This is a genomic window from Streptomyces sp. SP17BM10 (genome assembly GCF_036322405.1).
Taxonomy (GTDB): Bacteria; Actinomycetota; Actinomycetes; order Streptomycetales; family Streptomycetaceae; genus Kitasatospora.
On record NZ_JAQYXB010000669.1, the window covers coordinates 336881 to 358758 of the forward strand.

Below are 21878 nucleotides of genomic sequence, written 5' to 3' on the forward strand. Positions count from 1 at the left end.
CTTCACGCGATATCCGGCCACCACGGTGGTAAGGTCAGCCTTACTTAGGCTCACCTCGCCGCCATCGCCGGCGGGCGCCTCTCGGCAAGTATCTTGATGTCGAGATATATGGTAAGGGGCAGTTATCTCGATGTCGAGATAAACCATAGTGCATGCCGCCGCGTTCACCACCGCAGGCATGCCCGGGTCGGCGTCCGCCCAGGTCAGCGGCCGTCCCGGCCGCGCCGCTTGCGCTCCAGCCGGATCAGCCACACCGCCCCCGCCACCACCCCGCCGAGCAGCAGCAGGACCAGCAGCAAGCCGCCTCCGACCACCGGCGCCGGGGCGACATCGGCCAGCGTCCTCGTCATGTCTTCTCCTCGATTCGCACGGGGGCGCCCCGGTGGGCGGCCCCCAGGACCAGCATCAGCAACACCGGGAACTCCAGATAGGCGTGGTAGCTCGCCACCGCCGCGTACAGCGCGCGGCCCTGGGCGTAGTCCGCCGCGAACAGCACCGCCAACACCCCGCCCGCCGCCGCCCCCAGCGCCCACGCGCGCGCACCGCGCAACGCCGGCACCCGGGCCTCGAAGCCCTCAGCGGCCTCCGGCGCGTAGCGCGGCAGGAACCACACCCACACCACGTAGTGCATCGTCTGCAGGAACGCGAACACCGCCAGGAAGCGCAGGCCGACGTGCGAGGCGAGCCACGCGGGCGGCGTGTAGGAGCTCTCCAGACGGGCCGTCCAGCCGCCCGCCGTACCCGTGGCACCCGCCAGCAGGCCGTCCAGCAGACCGCTCAACAGCAGCGCCGGCACCAGCAGCACCCACGTGAACTGCAGCGCCAGGAACGCCGCGCGCCCCCGCGCCAGCCGCCGCGACCACTCCCACAGGAACAGCAGCGGCACCACGTTGTGCAGATGCGCCAGCACCACGAAGTGGTACGCCGGGAAGGACAGCGACCCGGCGGCGGCGACCGCCAGCACCGCCACGGCACCCGCCAGCAGCGGCGGACGCGAGCGCAGCCCGTACCAACTCGCCGCCACCAGCAGCCCGTACGCGAGCAGGATCTCCGCCGACTGCGCGTAGGCGGACGGCGGCAGCAGCCGACACACGACGATGCCGGTGACGAGGACGAGCAGCAGCCGCAGCAGCGGCCCCGCCAGCACGACCGCGAAGCGACCCGCCACGTACCGCAGTTCCAGCACGTTGTGGAGCAGCCCGAAGGCCGCCAGCCCCAGCACCGCCAGCCCGGTCGGCGCCCGCAGCGCCAGCACCAGAGCCAGCGCGGCCGCCCCCACGAAACCCGCCTGCGGCGCGGCGCCCAGCCGCAGCCCCGGCCCGGCCGCCGGCCAGGCCCCGCCGCGGGCCGCCCCCGCGTCCGTGATCGCCACGCTCCCCCTCCCCATGGCACGATCCCCTGCCGTGCGCTACCCGATGGCCCTGGCCCTCACCCTGCTGACCGAGACACCCCTCTACACCGCCGCCCTGGCCCTCGCCGGGCCCGTCCGTCCGGGCCGGGCCGCGGCCGCTGCCGTGCTGGTCAACCTGGCGACGCACCCCGTGCTCTGGTGGACCCTCCGGCACTGGACCGGCGGGCCCGCCGCAGCGTACTGGACGGCCTTCGGCCTCGGCGAGGCGGCGGTCTGCGCCGTCGAGGCCCTCCTCCTGTGCCCGCTCGCCGGCCTGCGCCCGCGCGACCCGCTCCCCTGGATCGCCTCCGGCACGGCCAACGCCTCGTCCGTGCTCGCAGGACTGCTACTCACCCGCTGACCAGGCCGTCCTCGGGGACACGGGAGGGTACGGTGGCCGGTGAGACGACGTTGCGGGGACGTCGGGGACGGACCGGGGGCCGGCTGATGATCGTGGTGGACGCGTCCGCGCTGGTGCTCGCACTGGCCGACGAAGGCCCGCGCGGTGCCGCCGCCCGCGCCGAACTCGCGGCCGACGGCGAGTGGTTGGCGCCCGAACACGTCACCGTCGAGGTGATGCAGTCGCTGCGCGGCCTCTACCTGGCCAAGGAGCTCACCGCCGGACGCGTCGCCGAACTCACCGACGAGCTCGCCACGGTGGCGATCCGCAAGGTCGAGGTGGCGCCGCTGCTCGGCCGGATCTGGGAACTCAAGGACAACCTCACCCCGGACGACGCCGCGTACGTCGCCGTCGCCGAGCAGTACGGGGCGCCACTGATCACCGCGGACCTGCGGCTCATGCGGGCCAGCGGGCCGCGCTGCGAGATCCGCGGCATCCGGCGCACGCCCGAGTAGCCCGGTCGGGGACGTCCCGCGCCGGCCCGGCCGGGGGTGTCCCCGGCGGCCCGGCCGCGTTGAGCACGGCGACCGTCACCCCGCCCGTGGAAGGCCCGCCGATGCCCCTCCCGTTCGCCTCCGCCCTGCTGCCGCTCGCCCTGCTCGCACCCGCCCTCGCGCCGGTGTCCGTCATCGAGGCCGACTTCGACCCGGCCTCGGCCTTCGTCCCGCCCGCCGCGATCAGCTACGCCGAGGACCTCGTGCCGTACGGCTCGCACGCCACCGTCGTCACCGACCGCTCGACGCCCGGGCGGACGGTGCTCACCCTGACCGTCACCGGACTCGCGCCCGGCCACGAGTTCCCGGCGCACCTCCACACCGGCACCTGCGGGGCCGCCCCGGCCTCGTCCGGGCCGCACTACCAGAACGTCGTCGACCCGGTGCAGCCGTCCACGGACCCGGCCTACGCCAACGACCGCAACGAGCTGCGACTCGTGCTGCGGACCGACGACCAGGGCGACGGCAGCGCCACGGCCGAGGTGGACTGGCAGGCGCGGCCGGGCCAGGCGCGCTCGCTGGTACTGCACGCCGGCACCCCGGCCGGCCCGCACGCGGCGGCCGACCGGGTGGGCTGCATCAAGCTGGACTGACAAGCCCCTCCGGCTCTTCTCAGGCCCCGAGAGTGGCGACCAGGACCGCCTTGATGGTGTGCAGGCGGTTCTCGGCCTGGTCGAACACGATGGAGTGCGCCGACTCGAACAGCTCGTCGGTGCACTCCAGCTCGGTCATCCCGGTGGCCTCGTGCATCTGCCGCCCGACCTCGGTGCCGAGGTCGTGGAAGGCCGGCAGGCAGTGGAGGAACTTGACGTCCGGGTTGCCGGTGGCCCGGACGGTGTCCATCGACACCTGGTACGGCCTGAGCAACTCGATCCGCTCCGCCCAGACCTCCTTGGGCTCGCCCATCGAGACCCAGACGTCCGTGTAGAGGAAGTCGGCGCCGGCCACGCCCTCGGCCACGTCCTCGGTGAGGGTGATCCGGGCGCCCGTCCCCTCGGCGAGCGCGTGCGCCGCCTTCCGCACGTCCTCGGCCGGCCAGAGCGCGCGCGGCGCGACGATCCGCACGTCCATGCCGAGCAGCGCGCCGGTGACCAGCAGCGAGTTGCCCATGTTGGAGCGGGCGTCGCCGAGGTAGGCGAAGGCGATGCCGGTGAGCGGCTTGGCGCAGTGCTCGGTCATGGTGAGCACGTCGGCCAGCATCTGGGTCGGGTGCCACTCGTCGGTCAGGCCGTTCCAGACCGGCACGCCCGCGTGGGCGGCGAGCTCCTCCACGATCTCCTGGCCGTGGCCCCGGTACTCGATGCCGTCGAACATCCGGCCCAGCACCCGGGCGGTGTCCTTGACGGACTCCTTGTGGCCGATCTGAGAACCGGACGGGTCCAGGTAGGTGGTGCTCGCACCCTGGTCGTGCGCGGCGACCTCGAAGGCGCAGCGGGTCCGGGTGGAGGTCTTCTCGAAGATCAGCGCGATGTTCTTCCCGCGCAGCCGGGGCTGCTCGGTGCCCGCGTACTTCGCCGCCTTGAGCTGGGCGGCGAGGTCCACCAGGAAGCGGAACTCCTGGGGAGTGAAGTCGAGCTCCTTGAGGAAGTGCCTGTTCCGGAGGTTGAAGGCCATGCCGGGCTCCTGGGGTGACGGGACGAACGGGAAAGCGGCAAGTGTATACGACGCTCGGAATTTCTATGCAGAGGGGGGTGGGCGGCAGTGGAACGAACCGAGGGGGAGCCCGGTCGGACTCCCCCTCGATTCTCACCCCGGGCGCGGAGCTCGCACCGTGACGGCACTCACCCCGGCACTGCTCTCCTACCGGTCCCCGGCCGGTCTGCCTACCGCCCCCGGCCGGTCCGCTAGCGCTCTCCTACAGGCGCGGGTCGACCGGTTCGGACTCCAGGGCCAGCACGGCGAACACCGCCTCGTGCACCCGCCACAGCGGCTCACCCGCCGCCAGCCGGTCCAGCGCCTCCAGGCCCAGCGCGTACTCGCGCAGCGCCAGCGAGCGCTTGTGGCCGAGGGCGCGTTCGCGCAGCCGGTCCAGGTGCTCGGTGTAGTCCGGGCCGTAGATGATCCGCAGGTACTCCCGGCCGCGCACCTTGACTCCGGGCTGGACCAGCCCGCCCGGGCGGCCCTCGGCGCGCTCCGTGCGCACCAGCGAGCCCAGCGGCTTCACCACCATGCCCTCGCCGCCGGCCGCGGTCAGCTCCTCCCACCACGCGACGCCCGCGGCCACGGACGCCTCGTCGGCGGTGTCCACCACGAGCCGGCCGGTGCGGTGCAGCAGCGGCGGCGGAGCCTGATCGCGCGCCCCCGCGGTCGCCTCGACGACCAGGGCCGCGTCCGCGTCCACCAGGCGGTCGATCCAGGCGAGGTGTTCGTCGTGCGGGCGCACCGCGAGGTTCGCCCCCTCGGCGGCCAGCACCTGGAACGGCGCGAGCCGGACGCCGGACAGCCCCTCGGTCGGCCAGCAGTAGCGCCGGTACGCCTCGGTGAACGCCCCCGCGTCCGCGGCGCGCTGCCGCTGGCGGGCCGTCAGCGCCCCGACGTCCAGGCCGCGCCCGGCCGCCCGCTCCAGCGCCGACAGCACCACCGGCAGGGCGGCGCCCGCCGCCGCGCCGACCGCCGCGTACTGGCGGCGCAGCAGCTCGACGGCCTTCAGCGACCACGGCATCAGCTCGGCGTCCAGCAGCAGCCAGCCGGTGCCCAGCTCCTCGAACAGCCCGGCCCGCTCGGCGGCGGCCCGCACCCGGCCCAGCACCGCGGCCGTCAGGGCGTCGTCGCTCAGGAACGCGCGGCCCGTCCTGGTCCAGATCGCACCGGGACCGGCCACGCCGAAGCGCTTCTCCAGCGCCGCGTCGTCCCGGGCCACCAGCACCACCGCGCGCGAGCCCATGTGCTTCTCCTCGCACACGACCTGCCGGACGCCGTCCGACCGGTAGGCGGCGAACGCCTCGTCGGGGTGCTCCAGGAAGCCGTCCCGGCGGGAGGTGGCCGTCGGGGCCATCGTCGGCGGCAGGTAGGCGAGCAGCCGCGGGTCCAGCGCGAAGCGGCTCATCACCTCCAGCGCCGCCGCCGCGTTCTCCTCCCGGACGGCGACCCGGCCGTGCAGCCCGGTCTCGACGATCCGCCGGCCCGCCACGTCGGCGAGGTCCAGCGGACGACCCTCCCGCGCGCCGGGCGCGTCGGTGATCATCGGACGCACCGGCGCGTACCACTCGCGCTCGGCCTCGACGCTCACCAGCTCGCGCTCCGGGTAGCGCAGCGCCGTCAGGCTGCCGCCGAACACGCAACCGGTGTCCAGGCAGACGGTGTTGTTGACGAAGCTCGCCGTCGGCACCGGCGTGTGGCCGTAGACCACCAGCGCCCGGCCCCGGTACTCCTCCGCCCACGGGTAGCGCACCGGCAGGCCGTACTCGTCGGTCTCGCCGGTCGTCTCCCCGTACAGCGCGTGCGAGCGCACCCGGCCGGAGGCCCGGCCGTGGTACTTCTCCGGCAGACCGGCGTGGCACACCACCAGCGCGCCGCCGTCCAGCAGGTAGTGGCTGACCAGGCCGCGCATGAACGCGCGCACCTCGGCCCTGAACTCCTCGCTCTCGCACGCCAGCTGATCCAGCGACTCCTGGAGGCCGTGCGAGACGGTGACCTTCTTGCCGTCCATCGAGCGGCCCAGCTTGTTCTCGTGGTTGCCCGGCACGCACAGCGCGTGACCGGCCGCCACCATGCCCATCACCAGGCGCAGCACGCCGGGGGTGTCCGGGCCGCGGTCGACCAGGTCGCCGACGAAGACGGCGGTGCGGCCCTCCGGGTGCGCGGCGTCCACCGGGCGCCCCTCGGCGTCCCGGGTGAGGACGTAGCCGAGGCGGGTCAGCAGGGTCTCCAGCTCGGAACGGCAGCCGTGGATGTCACCGACGACGTCGAACGGGCCGGTGAGGTGGCGCAGGTCGTTGTAGCGCTTCTCCAGCTCGATCCCGGCGGCCGACACCTCCGCCTCGCCGCGCAGGATGTGCACCTTGCGGAAGCCCTCGCGCTCCAACCCGCGCAGGGAGCGCCGCAGTTCACGGTTCTGGCGGGGGATGACGTGGGCGGGCAGCTGGCGGTCCGGGCGGGTGCGGTTGCGCTCCGCGCAGACGCCGGGCGGGACGTCCAGGACGATCGCGATCGGCAGCACGTCGTGGTCGCGGGCGATCTTCACCAGGCTGCGGCGCGCCTCGGGCTGGACGTTGGTCGCGTCCACGACCGTCAGCCGGCCGGCGGCGAGGCGCTTGCCGACGATGTAGTGCAGGACGTCGAAGGCCTCGGAGGACGCCGACTGGTCGTTCTCGTCGTCGGCGACCAGGCCGCGGCAGAAGTCGGACGAGACGACCTGGGTGGGCAGGAAGTGGCGGCGGGCGAAGGTGGACTTGCCCGAGCCGCTGGTGCCGATCAGAACGACGAGGGAGACGTCGGTGACCGGGAGGCGGCGGGGGACGGCCGGCGCTTCGGGGGTCGTGTCGCGGGACGGGGTCGCCTCGTCGGTCATCGGGGATCGCCTCCTTCGGGCGTCGGGGTGGTGGTGTTGTCGTCGTTTTCCGCGACGTCGTCCGCGAGGCGGAACAGGGCCAGCTGGGTCGGCGGGCCGACCTCCGGGTCCTGCGGGCCGACCGGGCGCAGCTCGACGGCGTAGCCGTACGCCGACGCCACCCGCTCCGCCCAGGCCCGGAACTCGGCCCGCGACCACTCGAAGCGGTGGTCGGCGTGCCGGACGGCGCCCGCCGGAAGGCTCTCCCAGCGCACGTTGTACTCGGCGTTCGGCGTGGTCACCACGACCGCGCCCGGACGGGCCGAGCCGAACACCGCGGACTCCAGCGCGGGCAGCCGGGGCGGATCCAGGTGCTCGATCACCTCGCACAGCACCGCCGCGTCGAAGCCCTTCAGCCGCTCGTCGGTGTACGTCAGCGCGCCCTGCGCCAGCGTCACCCGGGCCGCCTGCCGCTCCGGCAGGCGCTCCAGGCGCAGCTTGCGGGCCGCCACGCGCAGCGCCCGCACGGACACGTCCACGCCGAGGATCCCGGTGAACCGGGCGTCCTTCAGCAGCGCGCCGATCAGCTCGCCCTGGCCGCAGCCGAGGTCGGCGACCTTCGTCGCACCGGTCTCGCGCAGGGCGGTCAGGATCGCGGCGCGGCGCTGCTCGGCGAGGGACGGCTGCTTCTCGGGGTCCGCCGCATGCTCGGGGGCCGCCTTGGTGCCGGGGGCCGCCGGGTGCTCCTGGGCGGTCTCGTCGGGCTCGTCGGCGACCGCGTTGTCGATCTCCTCGACCTCGCGGTCGTCCGCCTCGGCCAGCCGGGCCAGCTCCAGGCGCTCCATCGCCGTCCTGGTCAGCGACCAGCGCCGGGACAGGTAGCGGCGGGTGATCAGGGCCCGCTCGGGGTGATCGGCCAGCCAGCCCTCCCCCGCGGCCAGCAGCTTGTCCACCTCGTCCGGGGCCACCCAGTAGTGCTTGGCACCGTCCAGCACCGGCAACAGCACGTACAGCTGCTGGAGCGCGTCGGACAGCCGCACGGACTCCGCGGCCAGTTCGATCCGCACGTACCGCGACTCGCCCCACTCCGGGAACGCCTCGTCCAGCGGGACCGCCACCGCCTCGACCCGCCAGCCCAGCGGCTCGAACAACCGGGCCATCATCGCCGGGCCGCCGCCCTCGCCCGCGCCGTTCGCGGGCACCGCGGGCAACGCGATGCGCAACGCGCGTGCCGACCCGGGCAACTCGGGACGGGCCCGGCACTCGCCCTTCATCGCCGACCGGAACACCGTCCGCAGTGCCACCGCGAGCAGCGAGGACGCGGCGTAGGGCCGGTCGTTGACGTACTGGGCGAGCGCGAAGTCGGGCGAGCCGCCGCGGCCCTTGCCACGGCCCTTGCGGACCAGCGCGATCGGGTCGACGTCCAGCAGCAGCGCCGCCGTGCAGAGCTCGTCCCCCGCCTCCGGGTAGAAGACGTGGGCCTCGCCGTGCGACGTCGTGAACCGCTGGAGCTTGCCGGGGTGCTTGTGCAGCAGGAACCCGAGATCCGTTGCCGGGCTCTCGGCGCTGCCGGTGGTGGAAATCGACATGAACACCTGCCCGAGTATTGCCGAGCGATCAACCGATCGGCACCGGGTTTTCCCAGCCCACGACCGGTCGGCGGCGCCCCGCGACGGGCATGTCCGGACGGTGGGCGTTTTCGGCACCCGGCCCCCGCATTGGTTAACGTGCACGGTGTGACTGCTGAATCCACCACGCTCCCGAACGGCGCCGTCGCCGCCGGTCTGGCCACCATCGCCGCCGACGGAACCGTCCTCGACACCTGGTTCCCCGCCCCCGTCCTCACCGCCGAGCCCGGCCCCGCCGGGACCGTACGGCTCACCGCCGAGCAGGCCGAGGCCGAGCTCGGCGCCGGCGCCGCCGAGGCGCTGCGCGCCGACGCCCGGCGCGGCGTCGAGGTGGTCGCCGTGCGCACCACCATCGCCTCGCTGGACGAGAAGCCGCTCGACACGCACGACGTGTACCTGCGCCTGCACCTGCTCAGCCACCGCCTCGTCCAGCCGCACGGCCTGAGCCTGGACGGCATCTTCGGCCTGCTCGCCAACGTCGCCTGGACCAGCATCGGCCCCGTCCCGGTCGACCGGGTCGAGTCGGCCCGCCTCGCCGTCCGCGCGCAGGGCGGCCAGCTCGCCGTGTACGGGATCGACAAGTTCCCGCGGATGACCGACTACGTCGCGCCGTCCGGCGTGCGCATCGCCCACGCCGACCGCGTGCGCCTCGGCGCGCACCTCGCCGCGGGCACCACCGTGATGCACGAGGGCTTCGTCAACTTCAACGCCGGCACCCTCGGCACCTCCATGGTCGAGGGCCGGATCAGCGCGGGTGTCGTCGTCGGCGACCACAGCGACATCGGCGGCGGCGCCTCGATCATGGGCACGCTGTCCGGCGGCGGCAAGCAGGTCGTCTCGGTCGGCGAGCGCTGCCTGCTCGGCGCCAACGCCGGCATCGGCATCTCGCTCGGCAGCGACTGCGTCGTCGAGGCCGGCCTCTACGTCACCGCCGGGACCCGGGTCACCACGCCCGACGGCAAGATCGCCAAGGCCGTCGAGCTGTCCGGCCAGGACAACCTGCTGTTCCGCCGCAACTCGCAGAGCGGCGCCGTCGAGGTCATCGCCCGCTCCGGCTCCTGGGGCGGCCTCAACGCCGACCTGCACGCCCACAACTGAGGTCAATCGGACCGGTTGCCCCAACACCGCTGCCCTCTCAGCCCGCTGAGAGGGCAGCGGCAAGGCGCAGGGCCCGCTCTCGCCCGACCCACCCCACGGCGGGTGGCGATGGTGCTTTCGAGGGCCCTGGCGCCGCGAAGGGCGGTGTCGGGGCCCAAATTTGTTCCCTCTCTTTCTTCTCCGGGCCCCTCCCCCCTCCCCCCGCCCCTCGCCCCTATCTCTCGGCCGTCCCCTGGCTGCTCAGCGCCGGTCACGCCGGCGCCGAGCAGCTACCGCCCGCCCCCTCTCGCCCTTGCCCGCCCCACCCCGAGCCCGGGGCTCCTGGCAGCGGCAACCGGCAACCCTCGTTTCACCCTTGAGGCTGACCTCCCCGGCGACATGGACCGCATCGGGTGGTGTGCGGTGACCCCGTGGCGGCGCGGGTCGTTGGACACTGTGGCGGGAGCGTGCGCCCCGGTGGCAAGTAGCAGCCACCCCCGCCGCGCGGGCCGAGCCACCGTCGGCCGCTTCACGTCGCACTACCGATCCGAAGAGGTTCCGTCATGTCCGAACCATGGTCCGAGACATCCGCCGCCCCGGCGGGCCCGGCCGCCACTCCGAAGAGCCTGCTGGAGCAGATGCAGGAACTGCTCGCCTCCGTGACCGCGGACCTCGCCGAACTCCAGTCCTGCGGCACCCGTGACGCCGGTACGGCCGGCTACCCCACCGGCACCGACACCTCCGGGGCTCCGGCCGTCTCCCCGGGCACCCGGTAGTCCGGCGCCCCGTCCGTCGGCCCGCCGTCACCCGGCGGGCCGAGCCGGACCACCAGTAAGGGCCTTCCCCGGCCCGTCGGCTCCGCCTCCGCCACCCCGAGGGAGCGCTCCACCGCCTGCCGGAGCCGGGCTACGAGGTCCTTGCACTCGGCCACCGCGTCGACGGTGTCGATGCACGTCCAGTACACGCTCTCCGTCTCGGCCCCGCAGGCCAGCACCACCAGCGTTTCGCCGAGCTCCCGCAGCAGCCCGTCGAGCGCCCCCAACGTCTCCTCCAAGTCGCCGAGTTCGCCGAGCCGGCCGGACCGTCCACCGCTCAGCACGGCGGCCCTGACCACGGACCTGTCCAGGCAGCCCGAGGCGACCGTGCCCGCCTCGGAGAGCTGTCTGCCGAGCCCGGCCAGCTCCTCCTCGTCCAGCTCGGCCAACCGGGCCCCCACCGCTTCGGCGAGCAGCGCCGCCTGCCGCGCCTCCGCCAGCACATCGGGTACGTGCCTGGCCTCGACCAGCGCGTGCCGGGCCGTCTTGATCAGTCGCAGCGCCTCCATGGCCGCGTCCCCTTCCGCTCGGTTTCGCCGTCCGACCACGGCCGCCGCTCGGGCGGTTCGTGGTCATGGCGAAAGCCTGCGTCGAGAAAGGAAGGTGCGCATCGAGGCTTTTCAAAGCTGTGGAAAACCCTGGGGTTGTGGACAACTACCGTCCCTCGCAGGGGTCATTCGCATACCTCGGGCTTGACGTAGGCGGCCGGACCCGGCACCGGGAAGCGATCCTCGTTCCGCTCGATCTTGGCCGCTAGCGCCTCCAGCGGGTCCACCCCCACCGCCGTGCAGAACTGCACCAGGTACGCGAGGACGTCGGCCACCTCGTCCCTCACCCGGTGGGCGCGCTGCGGGTCGGACATCACCGCGGCGGCCTGCTCCGGTGTCAGCCACTGGAAGATCTCCAGCAGCTCGCCCGCCTCCACGGTCAGCGCCGCCGCCAGGTTCTTGGGCGTGTGGAAGGGCTCCCACTTCCGCGCCGCCGCGAACTCCACCAGCCGCTGCCGCAGGCTCTCCAACGTCGGTGCCGCAGGGCCTGCACCGGATTCCTCAGGTCGCTCGTTCACGCGTCCAGGTCTACCGCATCCCCGTCGGCCCCCGCTCCGCCGTCGGCGGCGGCAGGAGCGGAAGGCGAGGGAGAGGAGGAAGGAGCAGCCGCGTCCCCGTCCCCGCGCCCGCACTGGGCCGGCACCCGCGCCGTCTCGGGCCGCAGCACGGTGTGCCCCGCGGCCGGGTCGCGCCGGCACTCCACCAGCATGACCCCGCCCACGGGCCCTGCGGCCAGCGTCTCCCGGGCGGCCGCCGGCTCCTGCAGCGCGGCGAGCACCCGCAGCTGGTTGCGCCCCGACATCTCCCGCGCCAGCCGCAGCAGCGAGCCCGTCTGTTCGGTGGACAGCCCGGCCCCCAGGTCCCCCGCGAGGACGGTGAGCTGCCGGTGGGCCCACGGCACCTCGGCGGCCACGTCCAGGTCCAGCACCCCGGCACCGGTGAGCAGCACCGCGGCGAAGGCGAGGTGGCGCAGCATCCCGTCGGAGGCCTGGTCGGCCCCGGTGCGGCCGAGGACGCCCTCGTCGAAGACGGCGAGGACGCGCCGGTCGGCGCCGGTGCCGCGGTGGGCGAGGTCGAGGCCGAGCAGTGGGTGCGGGGCGGCGGACTGGACGACCCGCAGGAGCTGGCCGTAGCGGCGCGGGCACTCGCCGGCCAGCCGGGCGATGACGGCGGAGATGTTGGCGGAGTTGCTGGTCAGGCGGGCCTGCGGATCGGGGCGGGCCCAGTCGCGCATGAGGGCGGGTACGGGGTGGACGGGGAAGACCTCGCGCAGCGCGGTGAGCGCGTGCTCGGTTGCGGCGAGGACGGTGCGCTCGCCGGGCGAGGAACCGGCGACCCGCAGCGGCAGCTGGGCGGTGATCATGGTGCCGCTGGGGAAGGGCGCCCGGATGTCGCCCTGGCGGGTGTCGTTGTGCCAGCAGACGTTGACGCGCCGGCCGCGCAGGTCCTGTTCGCCGGTCTCGACGAGGGTGCGCCCGTCGAGACTGAGCGATTCGCGGGCGATCCGGACGGGTCCGTCGGTGCGGATGACGACGTCGAGCCGGATGCGGCCCGCCGGGGAGCGGACGGTGCAGCCGAGGATGACCGCGTCGCGCCCGTGCGGGACGCACCCGGCCAGGCCCCCGCGGACGGGCGTGGCGAGCTGGCCGGCCGCGCCGGGGATGCCGTCGAGGGAGTCCGCGATCTCCTCTCCGAGGGCGAGCCGGGACAGGACGGCGAGCGCGTCGAGCGCGTTGGCCTTGCCTACGCCGGCCGGTCCGTGCAGGACGGTGAGCGGTGCGAGCGGCAGTGCGGCTCGCCGGTAGGACTTGAAGGAGGTGAGCCGGAGCTCCTCGACGGTGGGGCGCGCCACGGGCGGCCGGTCGGGCGCGGGGGCGTCCGGTCGGGGGTGGGACGGCGAGGCGGTGCGGGTGGCGTCGCGGTTCACCCGTCGGACCCTAACTGCAGGTCAGGCCGCAGAAACGTGCCTGCGCGGCAGATTCATCCCATCGGGGAGCCGCGCGCACGGCCCGGGCATGGGAGGCGCACAGGGTGCGCACAACGAGGGCGCAGGGGAAGGCCCCGCGCGCCGTTGAACCAGGACCGCCCTCAGCGCCGGTACACCGCGACCGTCACCGACGCCGTCACCTCGACCGGGTCCGGCAGTCCGGCGAGCGCCGCCGCCAGCCGCTCCGGGTCGGTGTGCCAGGCGCTGGGCCCCATGCCGACCACCGTGCGCACGTCCTGCGGCCCGAGCCGCAGCGTGAACTCGACCTCCCGCCGCCCTCCGGGCGTCAGGTACGGCCCGAGCTTCTCGTCGATCCGCCGCTGCTTCTCCTCGTCGACCGACAGCAGCCCGAGTGCGGCGACGAGTTCGCGCAGGTGCCGCGAGGTCGGCGAGACCAGCAGCAGGGTGGCGCCGGGCCGCAGCACGCGGCGGATCTCCGGCCCGTTGCGCGGCGCGAACACGTTGAGCATGAGCCCGGTGGACCCGTCGAGCAGCGGCAGCGGGCGCCAGGCGTCGCAGACGACCGCGCCGATCCGGGGGTGGGCCTTGGCGGCGCGGCGCAGCGCGTACTTGGAGATGTCGAGCGCGGCGCCCGGGCGGCCGGGCAGGGCGTCGAGGACGTGGGCGAGGTAGTGGCCGGTGCCGGCGCCGAGGTCCGCGACGAGGCCTTCCGGGTCGGCGGTCGCGGCGGCTTCGGCGAGGGCGTCGGCGATGGGCCGGTAGTGACCGGCGGCCAGGAAGTCGGCCCGGGCCGCGACCATGGCGGCGGTGTCGCCGGTGCCGGTGTGGGCGTCGCCGGCGAGGAGGCTGACGTAGCCCTGCTTGGCGAGGTCGTGGCTGTGCCCGGCGGGGCAGCGCAGGCTGCGGTCGTGGCGGGCGAGGGGCTGCGCGCAGTGCGGGCAGGCCAGGTAGCGCTCGATGTCCTGCAGCAACGTTCCGTCTTCTTCTCTCGCCGTACGCCCCGGGGGCCGTCCCGGGCGCTCCCCGAGGTGGTCGGGGGTGCCAGCCTAGTGCTGTGGCGCTAGCGACCGCGGCCGGCCGCGACGCGCAGGGCGAGGTCGGCCAGGGCCTCGGGGGCGCCCGCGCGGCCGCGGATGCCGGGGAAGGCGTTGACGTCGACGACGACGGGTTCGGCGGGCCCGTCGAGCAGGTCGACGCCGTACACGTCGAGGCCGAACGCCTCGCCGACCCGCAGCGCGAGGGCGGCCCGGTCGGCGGGCGGCTCCCACTCGGCGACGGGCCCGGCGGCGGACCCGGCGACAGGCCCGGCGACGGCGGGTGGAGCGAGTTCGGAGCGCCGCCGGGCGGCGAACACCCGGCCGTCGACGACCCACAGCTTCTGGTCCCAGCCGGTGCCGTCGAGGAAGGGCTGGGTGACGACGGCCTCGTCCGGCCAGAGCCGGGCGAGTTCGCGCAGCCGCGCGGCATCGCCGACGCGGGCCACGAGGTCACCGCGCCGACTGTGCCGACTCTTCACGACGAACGGGTAGTCCGCACCGTCGAGTTGGCCGAGCCTGCCGGCCGAGCGCGTCTGCGCGAAGGGCAGCCCGGCCGCCCGCGCCAGCTCGGCCATCCGCACCCGGTCCTGGCAAAGCTCCGTCGCCGCGGCCGAGTTGACCACCGGCACGCCGCGCGACTCCAACTCTCGTGCGAGTGCGAGCGCTTGAGGCGTCCGCATCTTCAACAGGCAGACGTCACCGTCCCACGTCTCCCCCGGCCCGACGACCGCCACCCCGTGCCCCCGCCCACGCAGCACCGCCGCCGTGGCCGCCAGCACCGGGTGCCCCGGGTCCGCCGTGATCAGCCCGACCCTCACAGCGTGCCCCCGCCGGCCGTCACCAGCGCCGGGGCCGGCACCGACACGGCCGTCCCGGCCCGCGCGAGCCGCAGCACGGCCCGGCCGACCCGGGCGACGGCGTCCGGCACCTGCCGGAAGCTCGGGAAGTCGTTGACGTCGACGACGACCGGCCCGTCCGGCCCGAGCAGCACGTCGACGCCGTACAGGTCGAGCCCGAACACCTCTCCGACCTGCGCCGCGATCCGCGCGACCTCGCCCGCCAGCGGCACCCGCCGCTCGCGCACCGCCTGACCGGGGTGCAGCGGCGAGCAGCGCTCGGTGGCGTGGAACTCGCCGTCGACGCAGTAGACCTTCAGGTCCACACCGGAGTTGGGCACGTACGGCTGGGCTATCAGCAGCCCCTCCCCCGCGAGTGAGGGGCCGAGCGCCGGCAGGTGGTCGGGGGTGCGGACGAGCCGAACGGCGCGCCCGGAACTGCCGTCGGCGGGCTTGACGACGAGCGGGTACTCGGCCGCGGGGATCTCGGCGAGCCGCTCCCACCGGGCGGCGGCGTACGTGACGGGCACGGGCAGGCCGCGGGTGCGGGCGATGACGGAGGCGAGCGCCTTGTCGCGCACGCCGCGGATCGACCGGACGTCGTTGACGGTGGTGAGCCCGACGGCCGCGGCCGCGTCGAGGAGGGTGAGGCCGGGCCCGCCGGAGACGGTCTTGAGCACCCACGCGTCGTGGGTGCCGGCCCGCACCGCCTCGGAGATCGCGAGCAGCGAGTCACCGGGGCGCAGCACGTCCACCCGGTGTCCCCACGCGGTGAGTTGGCGCGCGACGTCGAGCGGCATGCCGTCGTGCCGGTAGTGCTCCTCCACCAGAAAGCAGAGCCTCATGGGCCTGTCTTCCCCCCTTGCCGTACCGAGTCCGGAGTTTTCCGCCGTCCCCCTCGGCAGAGCTGTGAAGGCATCAGCATGCCACGGGGTGCCCGATCAAGATCGCCGCGGCTGTAAGCGTTCGGCAACAATCGCGGGACGGCCGGTGCGTGTCCGGACGACCGTCCGGCGGCGGAGCGGTCAAACCGGTGGCGGGCGGTCCGCGGGTCCTGCTTGGATGCCGCCGTGACTTCTGCCGATCATGCGCCCGCTGATGCCTCCGCCGCCCCCATCGCCCCCACCACGGACCCGCTACTCCTCGACGAGATCGAGCGCTACTACGACGCGGCGCCACGCAGCGCGGCGCGCACCGAGGACTTCGGCCCGCTGACCTTGTTCGTCCGCGACGGCGCCGGCTGGCCGTACTACGCCCGCCCGACGCTGGGCCACGAAGGGCCCGCCGCGACGGCTGGCGACGTCCTCCGGGTGCTGGCCCGCCAAAGGGAGTTGGGCGCGCCGGAGGCCTTCGAGTGGATCTCCGAGCATGACCCGGAGCTGCGGGCCGCGGTCGAGGAGGCCGGGCTGACGGTGCACGAGCACCCGCTGCTGGTGCTGGGCCCGGAGGACGAGCCGGGCGCCGTGCCCGCCCCGGCGGAGCGGGTGGAGGTGCGCGTCCTGGCCGCGGACGCACCGGAGTTGGCGGCCGCACTGGCCGTCCCCCGTCTGGCGTTCGCCGATCCGGGCACCGGCATCGGCACCCTCGGTGCCGCCGAACTGGCCGTGGCGGAGAAGGAGTTGGCGGCCGACGGCACCGCATGGCGGGTCGCCGAGCGGATCACCGCGGGCACCACCGTGCTGGCCGCGGCCCTGGAGGACGGCACGCCGCTGTGCGCGGGCCAGCACAACCCGGTGGGCCCGGTGACGGAGGTCGTCGGGGTCGGCACGCTGCCGTCGGCGCGCCGGCGCGGTCTCGGGCTGGCAGTGACGGCGGCACTGGTCGCCCACGCCCGGGCGAACGGCGTGCGGACGGTGTTCCTGTCCGCCGCGGACGAGGACGTCGCCCGGATCTACCGCCGGGCCGGCTTCCGCCCGTTCGCGACGGCCCTGATCGCCGAACCGGGGGCGCCCGCCGGAACGGCCGACTGACGACGCGCGCCCGAAGAGCGGGGGCGGCGGCCGTCAGTCGTCGTCCCCGTCCTCGTCGTCCGCCCCGCTGACGCCCTCCCCCTCCGCCTCGTCCACGACCCACGCGGACAGCCGCTCGGCGACGCCCGACACGCCGAGCCGTCCCTCCCGGATGGCCCGGGCGAGGCTGCGCACCTCGCGGGCGGTGGTCGCCACCGTGCAGCCGCTCGCGACGAGGTAGGCGTAGGCGACGGCGGTGGCGTACAGCTCGTTGGTCTTCTCCAGGGCCGGCACCCGGATCAGCTGGTGCATCAGGGCGGCGGCGCGGTCCTGTGGTTCGGGGTAGACGGAGATGTCGAAGATCTCGGCCTGGTGCCGGGAGACCGCCGCGAGCAGCGATCCGTAGTCGGTGACCTGCGGGTCACCGGGTGTGTACTGCTCGGCGGTCATGAGCAGCCACGAGAGGTCGACCTCAAGTTTCAACGGCGCACGCCCTGGAGGTCACCCGGCTCCGCGGACTCCGCCAGGAAGGCCGTCTCGTACTCCTTCATGAACTTCGCGGCGGCGTCGACGAAGGCCCGCCCGGACTCGCCCATGTCCTGCTGGACCAGGCGCTCGATGTACTGGTTCATGCTGATCCCCTGCTGCTCCGCCCGCTCCCGGGCCATCTCCGCGGTGGCGGCGTCCACCCTGACGTTCAGCTGCTTTTTACCCATAGGCCTCAAGCTAGCGCTGAAGTGCTAGCACAACAAGGGCGCGGATCCCGCCCCCCACACGCACCCACCGCACGCCCCCGCACAACCCCGGAGGCGCCCCGGACTCATACCCACCGTCCGCCGAACCACCCCCGCCACGACGGACGAGACTTGAAGAGTCCTGCACCTTCCGAGACTCTGAACACTCCTGAGCGTTCCGTGAAGCGGCACCGACCGGTGTGGAGGCCGGCAATGACAGCCATGTTCGACCAGGAGCTGCGCGAGCAGCTCGCCCGGGCCCGCCGCGACCTCGCGACGGCCCGGACCGAAGGGGACGCCGACGGCGTCCAGGCGTACGAGGGCCGGATCGCCGAGCTGCTCCGGCTCGCCGCCCAGCACGGGATCGACCTTCCGCACAGCACCGCCGAGGAAGAGCACAACGAGCCCTGACGACCCCCCGACCAACAGCCCGGAACGACCAGCGGCCCCGAACGACCGGCGGCCCGGAACAACGAGCGGCCCGAGCGACCGGCGGCCCGGAACAACGAGCGGCCCGAGCGACCGGCGGCCCGGAACAACGAGCGGCCCGAGCGACCGGCGGCCCGGCGCGAACGGCCGGAAACACCGAGGAGGCGGTACCCGGAACACCCCGGGTACCGCCTCCTCGACACGTGCGCGCCGACGCGTCAGCCGGCCGAGCCGCCGACCGGCTCCAGGATCGCCACGCACTCGAAGTGGTGCGTCATCGGGAACAGGTCGAAGGCCCGCAGCGAGACCGGCCGGTAGCCGCCCTCGCGGAAGAAGCCGAGGTCCCGGGCGAGCGCCGCCGGGTCGCACGCGACGTACGCGATCCGGCGCGCCTCCAGGCCCGCCAGGTGCGCTACGGTCTCGCGCCCGGCGCCCGAGCGCGGCGGGTCCAGGACGATCAGGTCGGTGGCGGTGATGCCGGTGCGCGGCAGCAACGTCTCGACGCGGTCGCATTCGATCCGGACGTTCTCCAGCGCGGCCAGGTTGTGCCGGGCGTCCACCACGGCCTGCTTGGCCGACTCGATGCCGAGCACCGCGCCGTCCTCGCCGACCCGGTCGGCCAGCGCGCCCGCGAACAGGCCCACGCCGCAGTACAGGTCGAGCGCGTTCTCGCCCCACTGCGGATCCAGGCCGTCCAGGACGGCGTCCACGAGGGTGTCCGGCGCCTCCGGGTGGATCTGCCAGAAGCCGCCGTTGCTGACCCGCCAGGTGCGCCCGGCGGCCCGCTCGCGCACGAAGGAGCGCCCGTGCACGCGGTGCGGGTCGCCCTGGTCGTCGATGCGCGCGATCGACACCGGCTTGTCCAGCTCGACCAGCGGCAACTGCGCACCGGGCCTCGGGGTGAGCACGATCTGGCGGTCCGAGGAGCCGGCCGCGGCGAAGACCTCGACCGAGGCGACGCCCGGCCAGTCGCGGGCCTCGACGCCGAGCTCGGTGACGCCCTCCGCCGCGATCAGGCAGTGGTCGACCGGCTGGATCTCGTGCGAGCGGTGCTTGCGCAGGCCGACCTTGTCGCTGTCCGCGTCCACCGCGTACTGCACCCGGGTGCGCCAGGCCGGCACCTGCCCGGCCGGGAGCTTGCCGCCGACCGGCTCGACGCTGCCGTCCCAGCCCGCCTCCTCGGGAGTGAGCCCGGCCAGCTTCGCCAGCTGCTCGGTCAGCACCGCCGCCTTCAGCTTGCGCTGCCCGCCCGGGGTCACTTGCTGCCAGTCGCAGCCGCCGCACTTGCCGGGCCCGGCGAACGGGCACGGCGGGGCGATCCGCTCCTTGGCGGGCTCCAGGATCTCGACCGCGTCGGCCCGCAGGAACCGCGACGTCGTGGTGCCCTCGGTGACCTGCGCGACCACCTTCTCGCCGGGCAGCGCGTGCCGGACGAACAGCACCCGGCCCTCGTGCCGGGCCACGCAGTGCCCGCCGCCGTGCGCGACCGGGCCGATCTCGACCTCGTAGCGCTCCCCGACCAGCGGGTCGCCCGACGGCGTCTCCGGCCGCTGCGAGCGCGGCTGCTGGGTGCGCAGCGCCTTCGGCGGGCGCACAGCCTGCTTGCGCGGCGCACCGCCCTTGCCTGCCGAGCCCCCCTTGCCCTGGGCGCCCGCAGCATCCTTATTGGACGCAGCACCCTTACCGGACGCAGCACCCTTACCGGACTGGGCACCCGCGGCACCGGCGGCGCCCTTGCGCGCAGCAGCGGCCCCCGCCCCTGCGTCCGCCGCCGGCTCCGCCCGCTCGCCCGGAGCGAGCGGCGCCGTCCGCGCGGTCAGGCCGTCGCGGTCGGTGGCCTCAGGGCGGGTGGGCCGACCCCAGCGCGGCCGGGCGACCTGCCCGGGCTGGGTGCCGCCCCGGCGGGCGCCCTTGCCGGAGTTTGCGCCGGAGCGGCCGGGCTTGCCCCCGGAGTTGCCCGAGGAGCGGGGCGGATTGTTGCGGGTCACTGGGAGGAGTCCTTGCTGCGGTCGGAGGTCGCACCGGCGATCGCGCCGGTCCGATCGGAATCCTTCGACTCTACGGCCTTCGGCGCCCGCGGCTCGCCACGGCGGACGGCCCCCGGCGCCGACCAGGCCTTCTGCGGCCGGCGCCGCTCGGAGGACTCCAGCTGCCACGGCACCGAGGTGACCATCACGCCGGGCTTGAACAGCAGCCGTCCCTTGAGCCGCAGCGCGCTCTGGTTGTGCAGCAGGTGCTCGTACCAGCGGCCGACGACGTACTCGGGGATGTAGACCGCCACGACCTCGCGCGGGCTGCTGCGGCGCAGGCTCTTCACGTAGTCGAGGATCGGCCCGGTGATCTCGCGGAACGGCGAGTCCAGCACCTTCAGCGGCACCTCGATCTCGCGCTCGTCCCACTCCCGGCGCAGCGCCTCGGTGTCCGCCGGGTCGACGTTCACGGTGATGGCCTCCAGCGTGTGGGGGCGCGCCAGCCGCGCGTACGCGAGCGCGCGCAGCGCGGGCTTGTGCAGCTTCGACACCAGCACGATGGCGTGCACCCGGGTCGGCAGCACGACGTCGTCGGGCTCCTCGGCGGCGGTGAGCTCCTCGGAGACGCGGTCGTAGTGGCGCCGGATGCCCTTCATCATCACGAACAGCACGACCATCGCGGCGATCGCGATCCAGGCGTGGCCGATCTTGGTGACCAGGACGACGATCAGTACGGCCATGGTCATCACCAGGCCGAAGGTGTTGATGGCCCGGCTGCGCTGCATGTGGCGGCGCGCGGCCGGGTCGGTCTCGGTGCGCAGCAGCCTGGTCCAGTGCCGGATCATGCCGGACTGGCTCATGTTGAAGGACACGAAGACGCCGACGATGTAGAGCTGGATCAGCCGGTTGGGGTCGGCGTCGAAGGCGATGACGAAGAGGATCGCGGCGATCGCCAGCAGGATGATGCCGTTGGAGAAGGCGAGCCGGTCGCCGCGGGTGTGCAGCTGGCGGGGCAGGTAGCGGTCCTGGGCGAGGATCGAGCCGAGCACCGGGAAGCCGTTGAAGGCGGTGTTGGCGGCGAGCACCAGGATCAGGCCGGTGACGGCGGCGACGAAGTAGAAGCCCGGGGTGAAGTTCGAGAAGACGGCCTCGCTGATCTGGGCCAGCGCGGTCTTCTGGTGGTAGTCGGGGGCGGCGCCGACGAGCTGCTCGGCCGGGTTCTCGGCCATCTGGACGCCGGTGAGCCGGGCCAGCCAGATGATGCCCATGAACATCACCACGGCGACACTGGCCATCATCAGGAGCGTGGTGGCCGCGTTCTTGCTCTTCGGCTTGCGGAAGGCCGGCACGCCGTTGGAGATGGCCTCGACGCCGGTGAGCGCGGCGCAGCCGGAGGAGAACGACTTGAGCAGCAGGAACACCATCGCGAACCCGGCGAGCGACCCGTTGCCGGGGGTGGCGGCGAGCTGGAAGCCGGAGCTTTCGGCGGGCAGGTCCTGGCCGAGCGCGAAGTGCCGGAAGAACCCGTAGCAGACCATGCCGATGACGCCGATCATGAAGGCGTAGGTGGGCACGGCGAAGGCGGTGCCGGACTCCCGGACGCCGCGCAGGTTCATGCCCATCAACAGCACGATCACGATGACCGACAGGGTCAGCTCGTGGCCGCGCAGCGCGGGTACGGCGGAGACGACGTTGGCGACGCCGGAGGTCGTGGAGACGGCGACGGTCAGGACGTAGTCGACCATCAGCGCGCTCGCGACGACCAGGCCGGCGGCCGGGCCGTGGTTGACGGTCGCCACCTCGTAGTCGCCGCCACCGCTCGGGTAGGCGTGGACGTTCTGCCGGTAGGAGGCGACGACGGCGAGCATGACGATCGCGACGACGACGCCGATCTGCCAGGAGAAGTGGATGGCGGACGCGCCCGCGACCGACAGGGTGAGCAGGATCTCCTCAGGGGCGTAGGCCACCGAGGAGAGCGCGTCCGAGGCGAACACGGGGAGCGCGATGCGCTTCGGCAGCAGCGTCTCGCCCAGCTTGTCGCTCCGCAGGGCGCGCCCGATCAGCAGGCGTTTCGGAAGGTCAGTCGGCATAGGCACGTTAAGGAATCGTAGGGGTTTGCCGACAGGGCTTGCGC

Annotated in this window: 22 protein-coding genes; 7 read left to right on the plus strand and 15 right to left on the minus strand. The window is 74.0% G+C overall.

Annotated features, from left to right (window positions below; translation table 11 throughout):
• Nucleotides 1-203: 203 nt before the first annotated feature.
• Nucleotides 204-350, minus strand: a complete 147-nt coding sequence (locus PUR71_RS34615; RefSeq protein ID WP_329931174.1) for a hypothetical protein — start codon at nt 348-350, stop codon at nt 204-206.
• Nucleotides 347-1372: a hypothetical protein gene (locus PUR71_RS34620; RefSeq protein WP_329931176.1), complete on the minus strand. Its 1026-nt coding sequence runs from the start codon at nt 1370-1372 to the stop codon at nt 347-349. Before PUR71_RS34620 ends, PUR71_RS34615 begins: the two co-directional genes overlap by 4 nt.
• Nucleotides 1373-1385: 13 nt before the next feature.
• Between PUR71_RS34620 and PUR71_RS34625 the strand changes: the two genes are divergently transcribed.
• From PUR71_RS34625 to PUR71_RS34635, 3 genes are all read left to right on the plus strand, one after another.
• Nucleotides 1386-1751 (plus strand): hypothetical protein, encoded by a 366-nt coding sequence (locus PUR71_RS34625; RefSeq protein ID WP_329931177.1) that lies wholly within the window; start codon nt 1386-1388, stop codon nt 1749-1751.
• An 86-nt stretch (nt 1752-1837) separates the two neighbouring features.
• Nucleotides 1838-2245: a type II toxin-antitoxin system VapC family toxin gene (locus PUR71_RS34630; protein WP_329931178.1), complete on the plus strand. Its 408-nt coding sequence runs from the start codon at nt 1838-1840 to the stop codon at nt 2243-2245.
• A gap of 101 nt (nt 2246-2346) precedes the next feature.
• A complete protein-coding gene (locus tag PUR71_RS34635) occupies nt 2347-2877 on the plus strand; it encodes a superoxide dismutase family protein (RefSeq protein WP_329931179.1) in 531 nt (176 codons plus the stop codon).
• A gap of 19 nt (nt 2878-2896) precedes the next feature.
• Here PUR71_RS34635 and argF read toward each other — a convergent pair whose 3' ends face one another.
• From argF to PUR71_RS34650, 3 genes are all read right to left on the minus strand, one after another.
• Nucleotides 2897-3898, minus strand: coding sequence for an ornithine carbamoyltransferase (gene argF / locus PUR71_RS34640; RefSeq protein ID WP_329931180.1), 1002 nt, complete (start codon nt 3896-3898; stop codon nt 2897-2899).
• 241 nt (nt 3899-4139) lie between these two features.
• Complete coding sequence (locus PUR71_RS34645; protein ID WP_329931181.1) at nt 4140-6794, minus strand: polynucleotide kinase-phosphatase; 2655 nt, start codon at nt 6792-6794, stop codon at nt 4140-4142.
• Complete coding sequence (locus PUR71_RS34650; RefSeq protein ID WP_329931182.1) at nt 6791-8368, minus strand: 3' terminal RNA ribose 2'-O-methyltransferase Hen1; 1578 nt, start codon at nt 8366-8368, stop codon at nt 6791-6793. Before PUR71_RS34650 ends, PUR71_RS34645 begins: the two co-directional genes overlap by 4 nt.
• 141 nt (nt 8369-8509) lie before the next feature.
• Between PUR71_RS34650 and dapD the strand changes: the two genes are divergently transcribed.
• Nucleotides 8510-9499, plus strand: coding sequence for a 2,3,4,5-tetrahydropyridine-2,6-dicarboxylate N-succinyltransferase (dapD, locus tag PUR71_RS34655; RefSeq protein WP_329931183.1), 990 nt, complete (start codon nt 8510-8512; stop codon nt 9497-9499).
• 542 nt (nt 9500-10041) lie between these two features.
• Nucleotides 10042-10254: a hypothetical protein gene (locus PUR71_RS34660; protein WP_329931184.1), complete on the plus strand. Its 213-nt coding sequence runs from the start codon at nt 10042-10044 to the stop codon at nt 10252-10254.
• On the opposite strand, the gene PUR71_RS34665 is transcribed toward PUR71_RS34660, so the two are convergent.
• From PUR71_RS34665 to PUR71_RS34690, 6 genes are all read right to left on the minus strand, one after another.
• Nucleotides 10197-10802 (minus strand): DUF6099 family protein, encoded by a 606-nt coding sequence (locus PUR71_RS34665; protein ID WP_329931185.1) that lies wholly within the window; start codon nt 10800-10802, stop codon nt 10197-10199. The genes PUR71_RS34660 and PUR71_RS34665 overlap by 58 nt on opposite strands.
• Nucleotides 10803-10966: 164 nt before the next feature.
• Nucleotides 10967-11359 carry a nucleotide pyrophosphohydrolase gene (locus tag PUR71_RS34670; RefSeq protein WP_329931186.1) on the minus strand — a complete coding sequence of 131 codons (393 nt, stop codon included), beginning with the start codon at nt 11357-11359 and terminating at the stop codon, nt 10967-10969.
• Nucleotides 11356-12768: an AAA family ATPase gene (locus PUR71_RS34675; RefSeq protein ID WP_329931187.1), complete on the minus strand. Its 1413-nt coding sequence runs from the start codon at nt 12766-12768 to the stop codon at nt 11356-11358. The genes PUR71_RS34670 and PUR71_RS34675 overlap by 4 nt, the downstream gene beginning before the upstream one ends.
• Before the next feature lie 161 nt (nt 12769-12929).
• Complete coding sequence (locus PUR71_RS34680) at nt 12930-13760, minus strand: putative RNA methyltransferase (protein WP_329931188.1); 831 nt, start codon at nt 13758-13760, stop codon at nt 12930-12932.
• An 89-nt stretch (nt 13761-13849) separates the two neighbouring features.
• On the minus strand, nt 13850-14506 hold the full coding sequence (locus PUR71_RS34685; RefSeq protein WP_329931189.1) for an ATP-grasp domain-containing protein: 657 nt from the start codon (nt 14504-14506) through the stop codon (nt 13850-13852).
• A 134-nt stretch (nt 14507-14640) separates the two neighbouring features.
• The gene (locus PUR71_RS34690) at nt 14641-15507 is read right to left on the minus strand and encodes an ATP-grasp domain-containing protein (protein WP_329931190.1); all 867 of its coding nucleotides are present in this window, start codon (nt 15505-15507) and stop codon (nt 14641-14643) included.
• A gap of 225 nt (nt 15508-15732) precedes the next feature.
• Here PUR71_RS34690 and PUR71_RS34695 point away from each other — a divergent pair, with 225 nt between their 5' ends.
• On the plus strand, nt 15733-16632 hold the full coding sequence (locus PUR71_RS34695) for a GNAT family N-acetyltransferase (RefSeq protein WP_329931191.1): 900 nt from the start codon (nt 15733-15735) through the stop codon (nt 16630-16632).
• 33 nt (nt 16633-16665) lie between these two features.
• Here the strand turns inward: PUR71_RS34695 and PUR71_RS34700 are convergent, their stop codons facing one another.
• Together PUR71_RS34700 and PUR71_RS34705 are read right to left on the minus strand one after the other, a co-directional pair.
• Nucleotides 16666-17094 (minus strand): fic family toxin-antitoxin system, toxin component, encoded by a 429-nt coding sequence (locus tag PUR71_RS34700; RefSeq protein WP_329931192.1) that lies wholly within the window; start codon nt 17092-17094, stop codon nt 16666-16668.
• Nucleotides 17091-17327 carry a toxin-antitoxin system HicB family antitoxin gene (locus PUR71_RS34705; RefSeq protein ID WP_329931193.1) on the minus strand — a complete coding sequence of 79 codons (237 nt, stop codon included), beginning with the start codon at nt 17325-17327 and terminating at the stop codon, nt 17091-17093. Before PUR71_RS34705 ends, PUR71_RS34700 begins: the two co-directional genes overlap by 4 nt.
• A 231-nt stretch (nt 17328-17558) precedes the next feature.
• Between PUR71_RS34705 and PUR71_RS34710 the strand changes: the two genes are divergently transcribed.
• Entirely contained in the window at nt 17559-17756 is a 198-nt protein-coding gene (locus PUR71_RS34710) for a hypothetical protein (protein WP_329931194.1), read from the plus strand.
• Nucleotides 17757-17992: 236 nt separating this feature from the next.
• On the opposite strand, the gene PUR71_RS34715 is transcribed toward PUR71_RS34710, so the two are convergent.
• A complete protein-coding gene (locus PUR71_RS34715; RefSeq protein WP_329931222.1) occupies nt 17993-19351 on the minus strand; it encodes a class I SAM-dependent RNA methyltransferase in 1359 nt (452 codons plus the stop codon).
• 407 nt (nt 19352-19758) lie between these two features.
• The gene (locus PUR71_RS34720) at nt 19759-21834 is read right to left on the minus strand and encodes an APC family permease (RefSeq protein WP_443077677.1); all 2076 of its coding nucleotides are present in this window, start codon (nt 21832-21834) and stop codon (nt 19759-19761) included.
• Between the last annotated feature and the right edge of the window lie 44 nt (nt 21835-21878).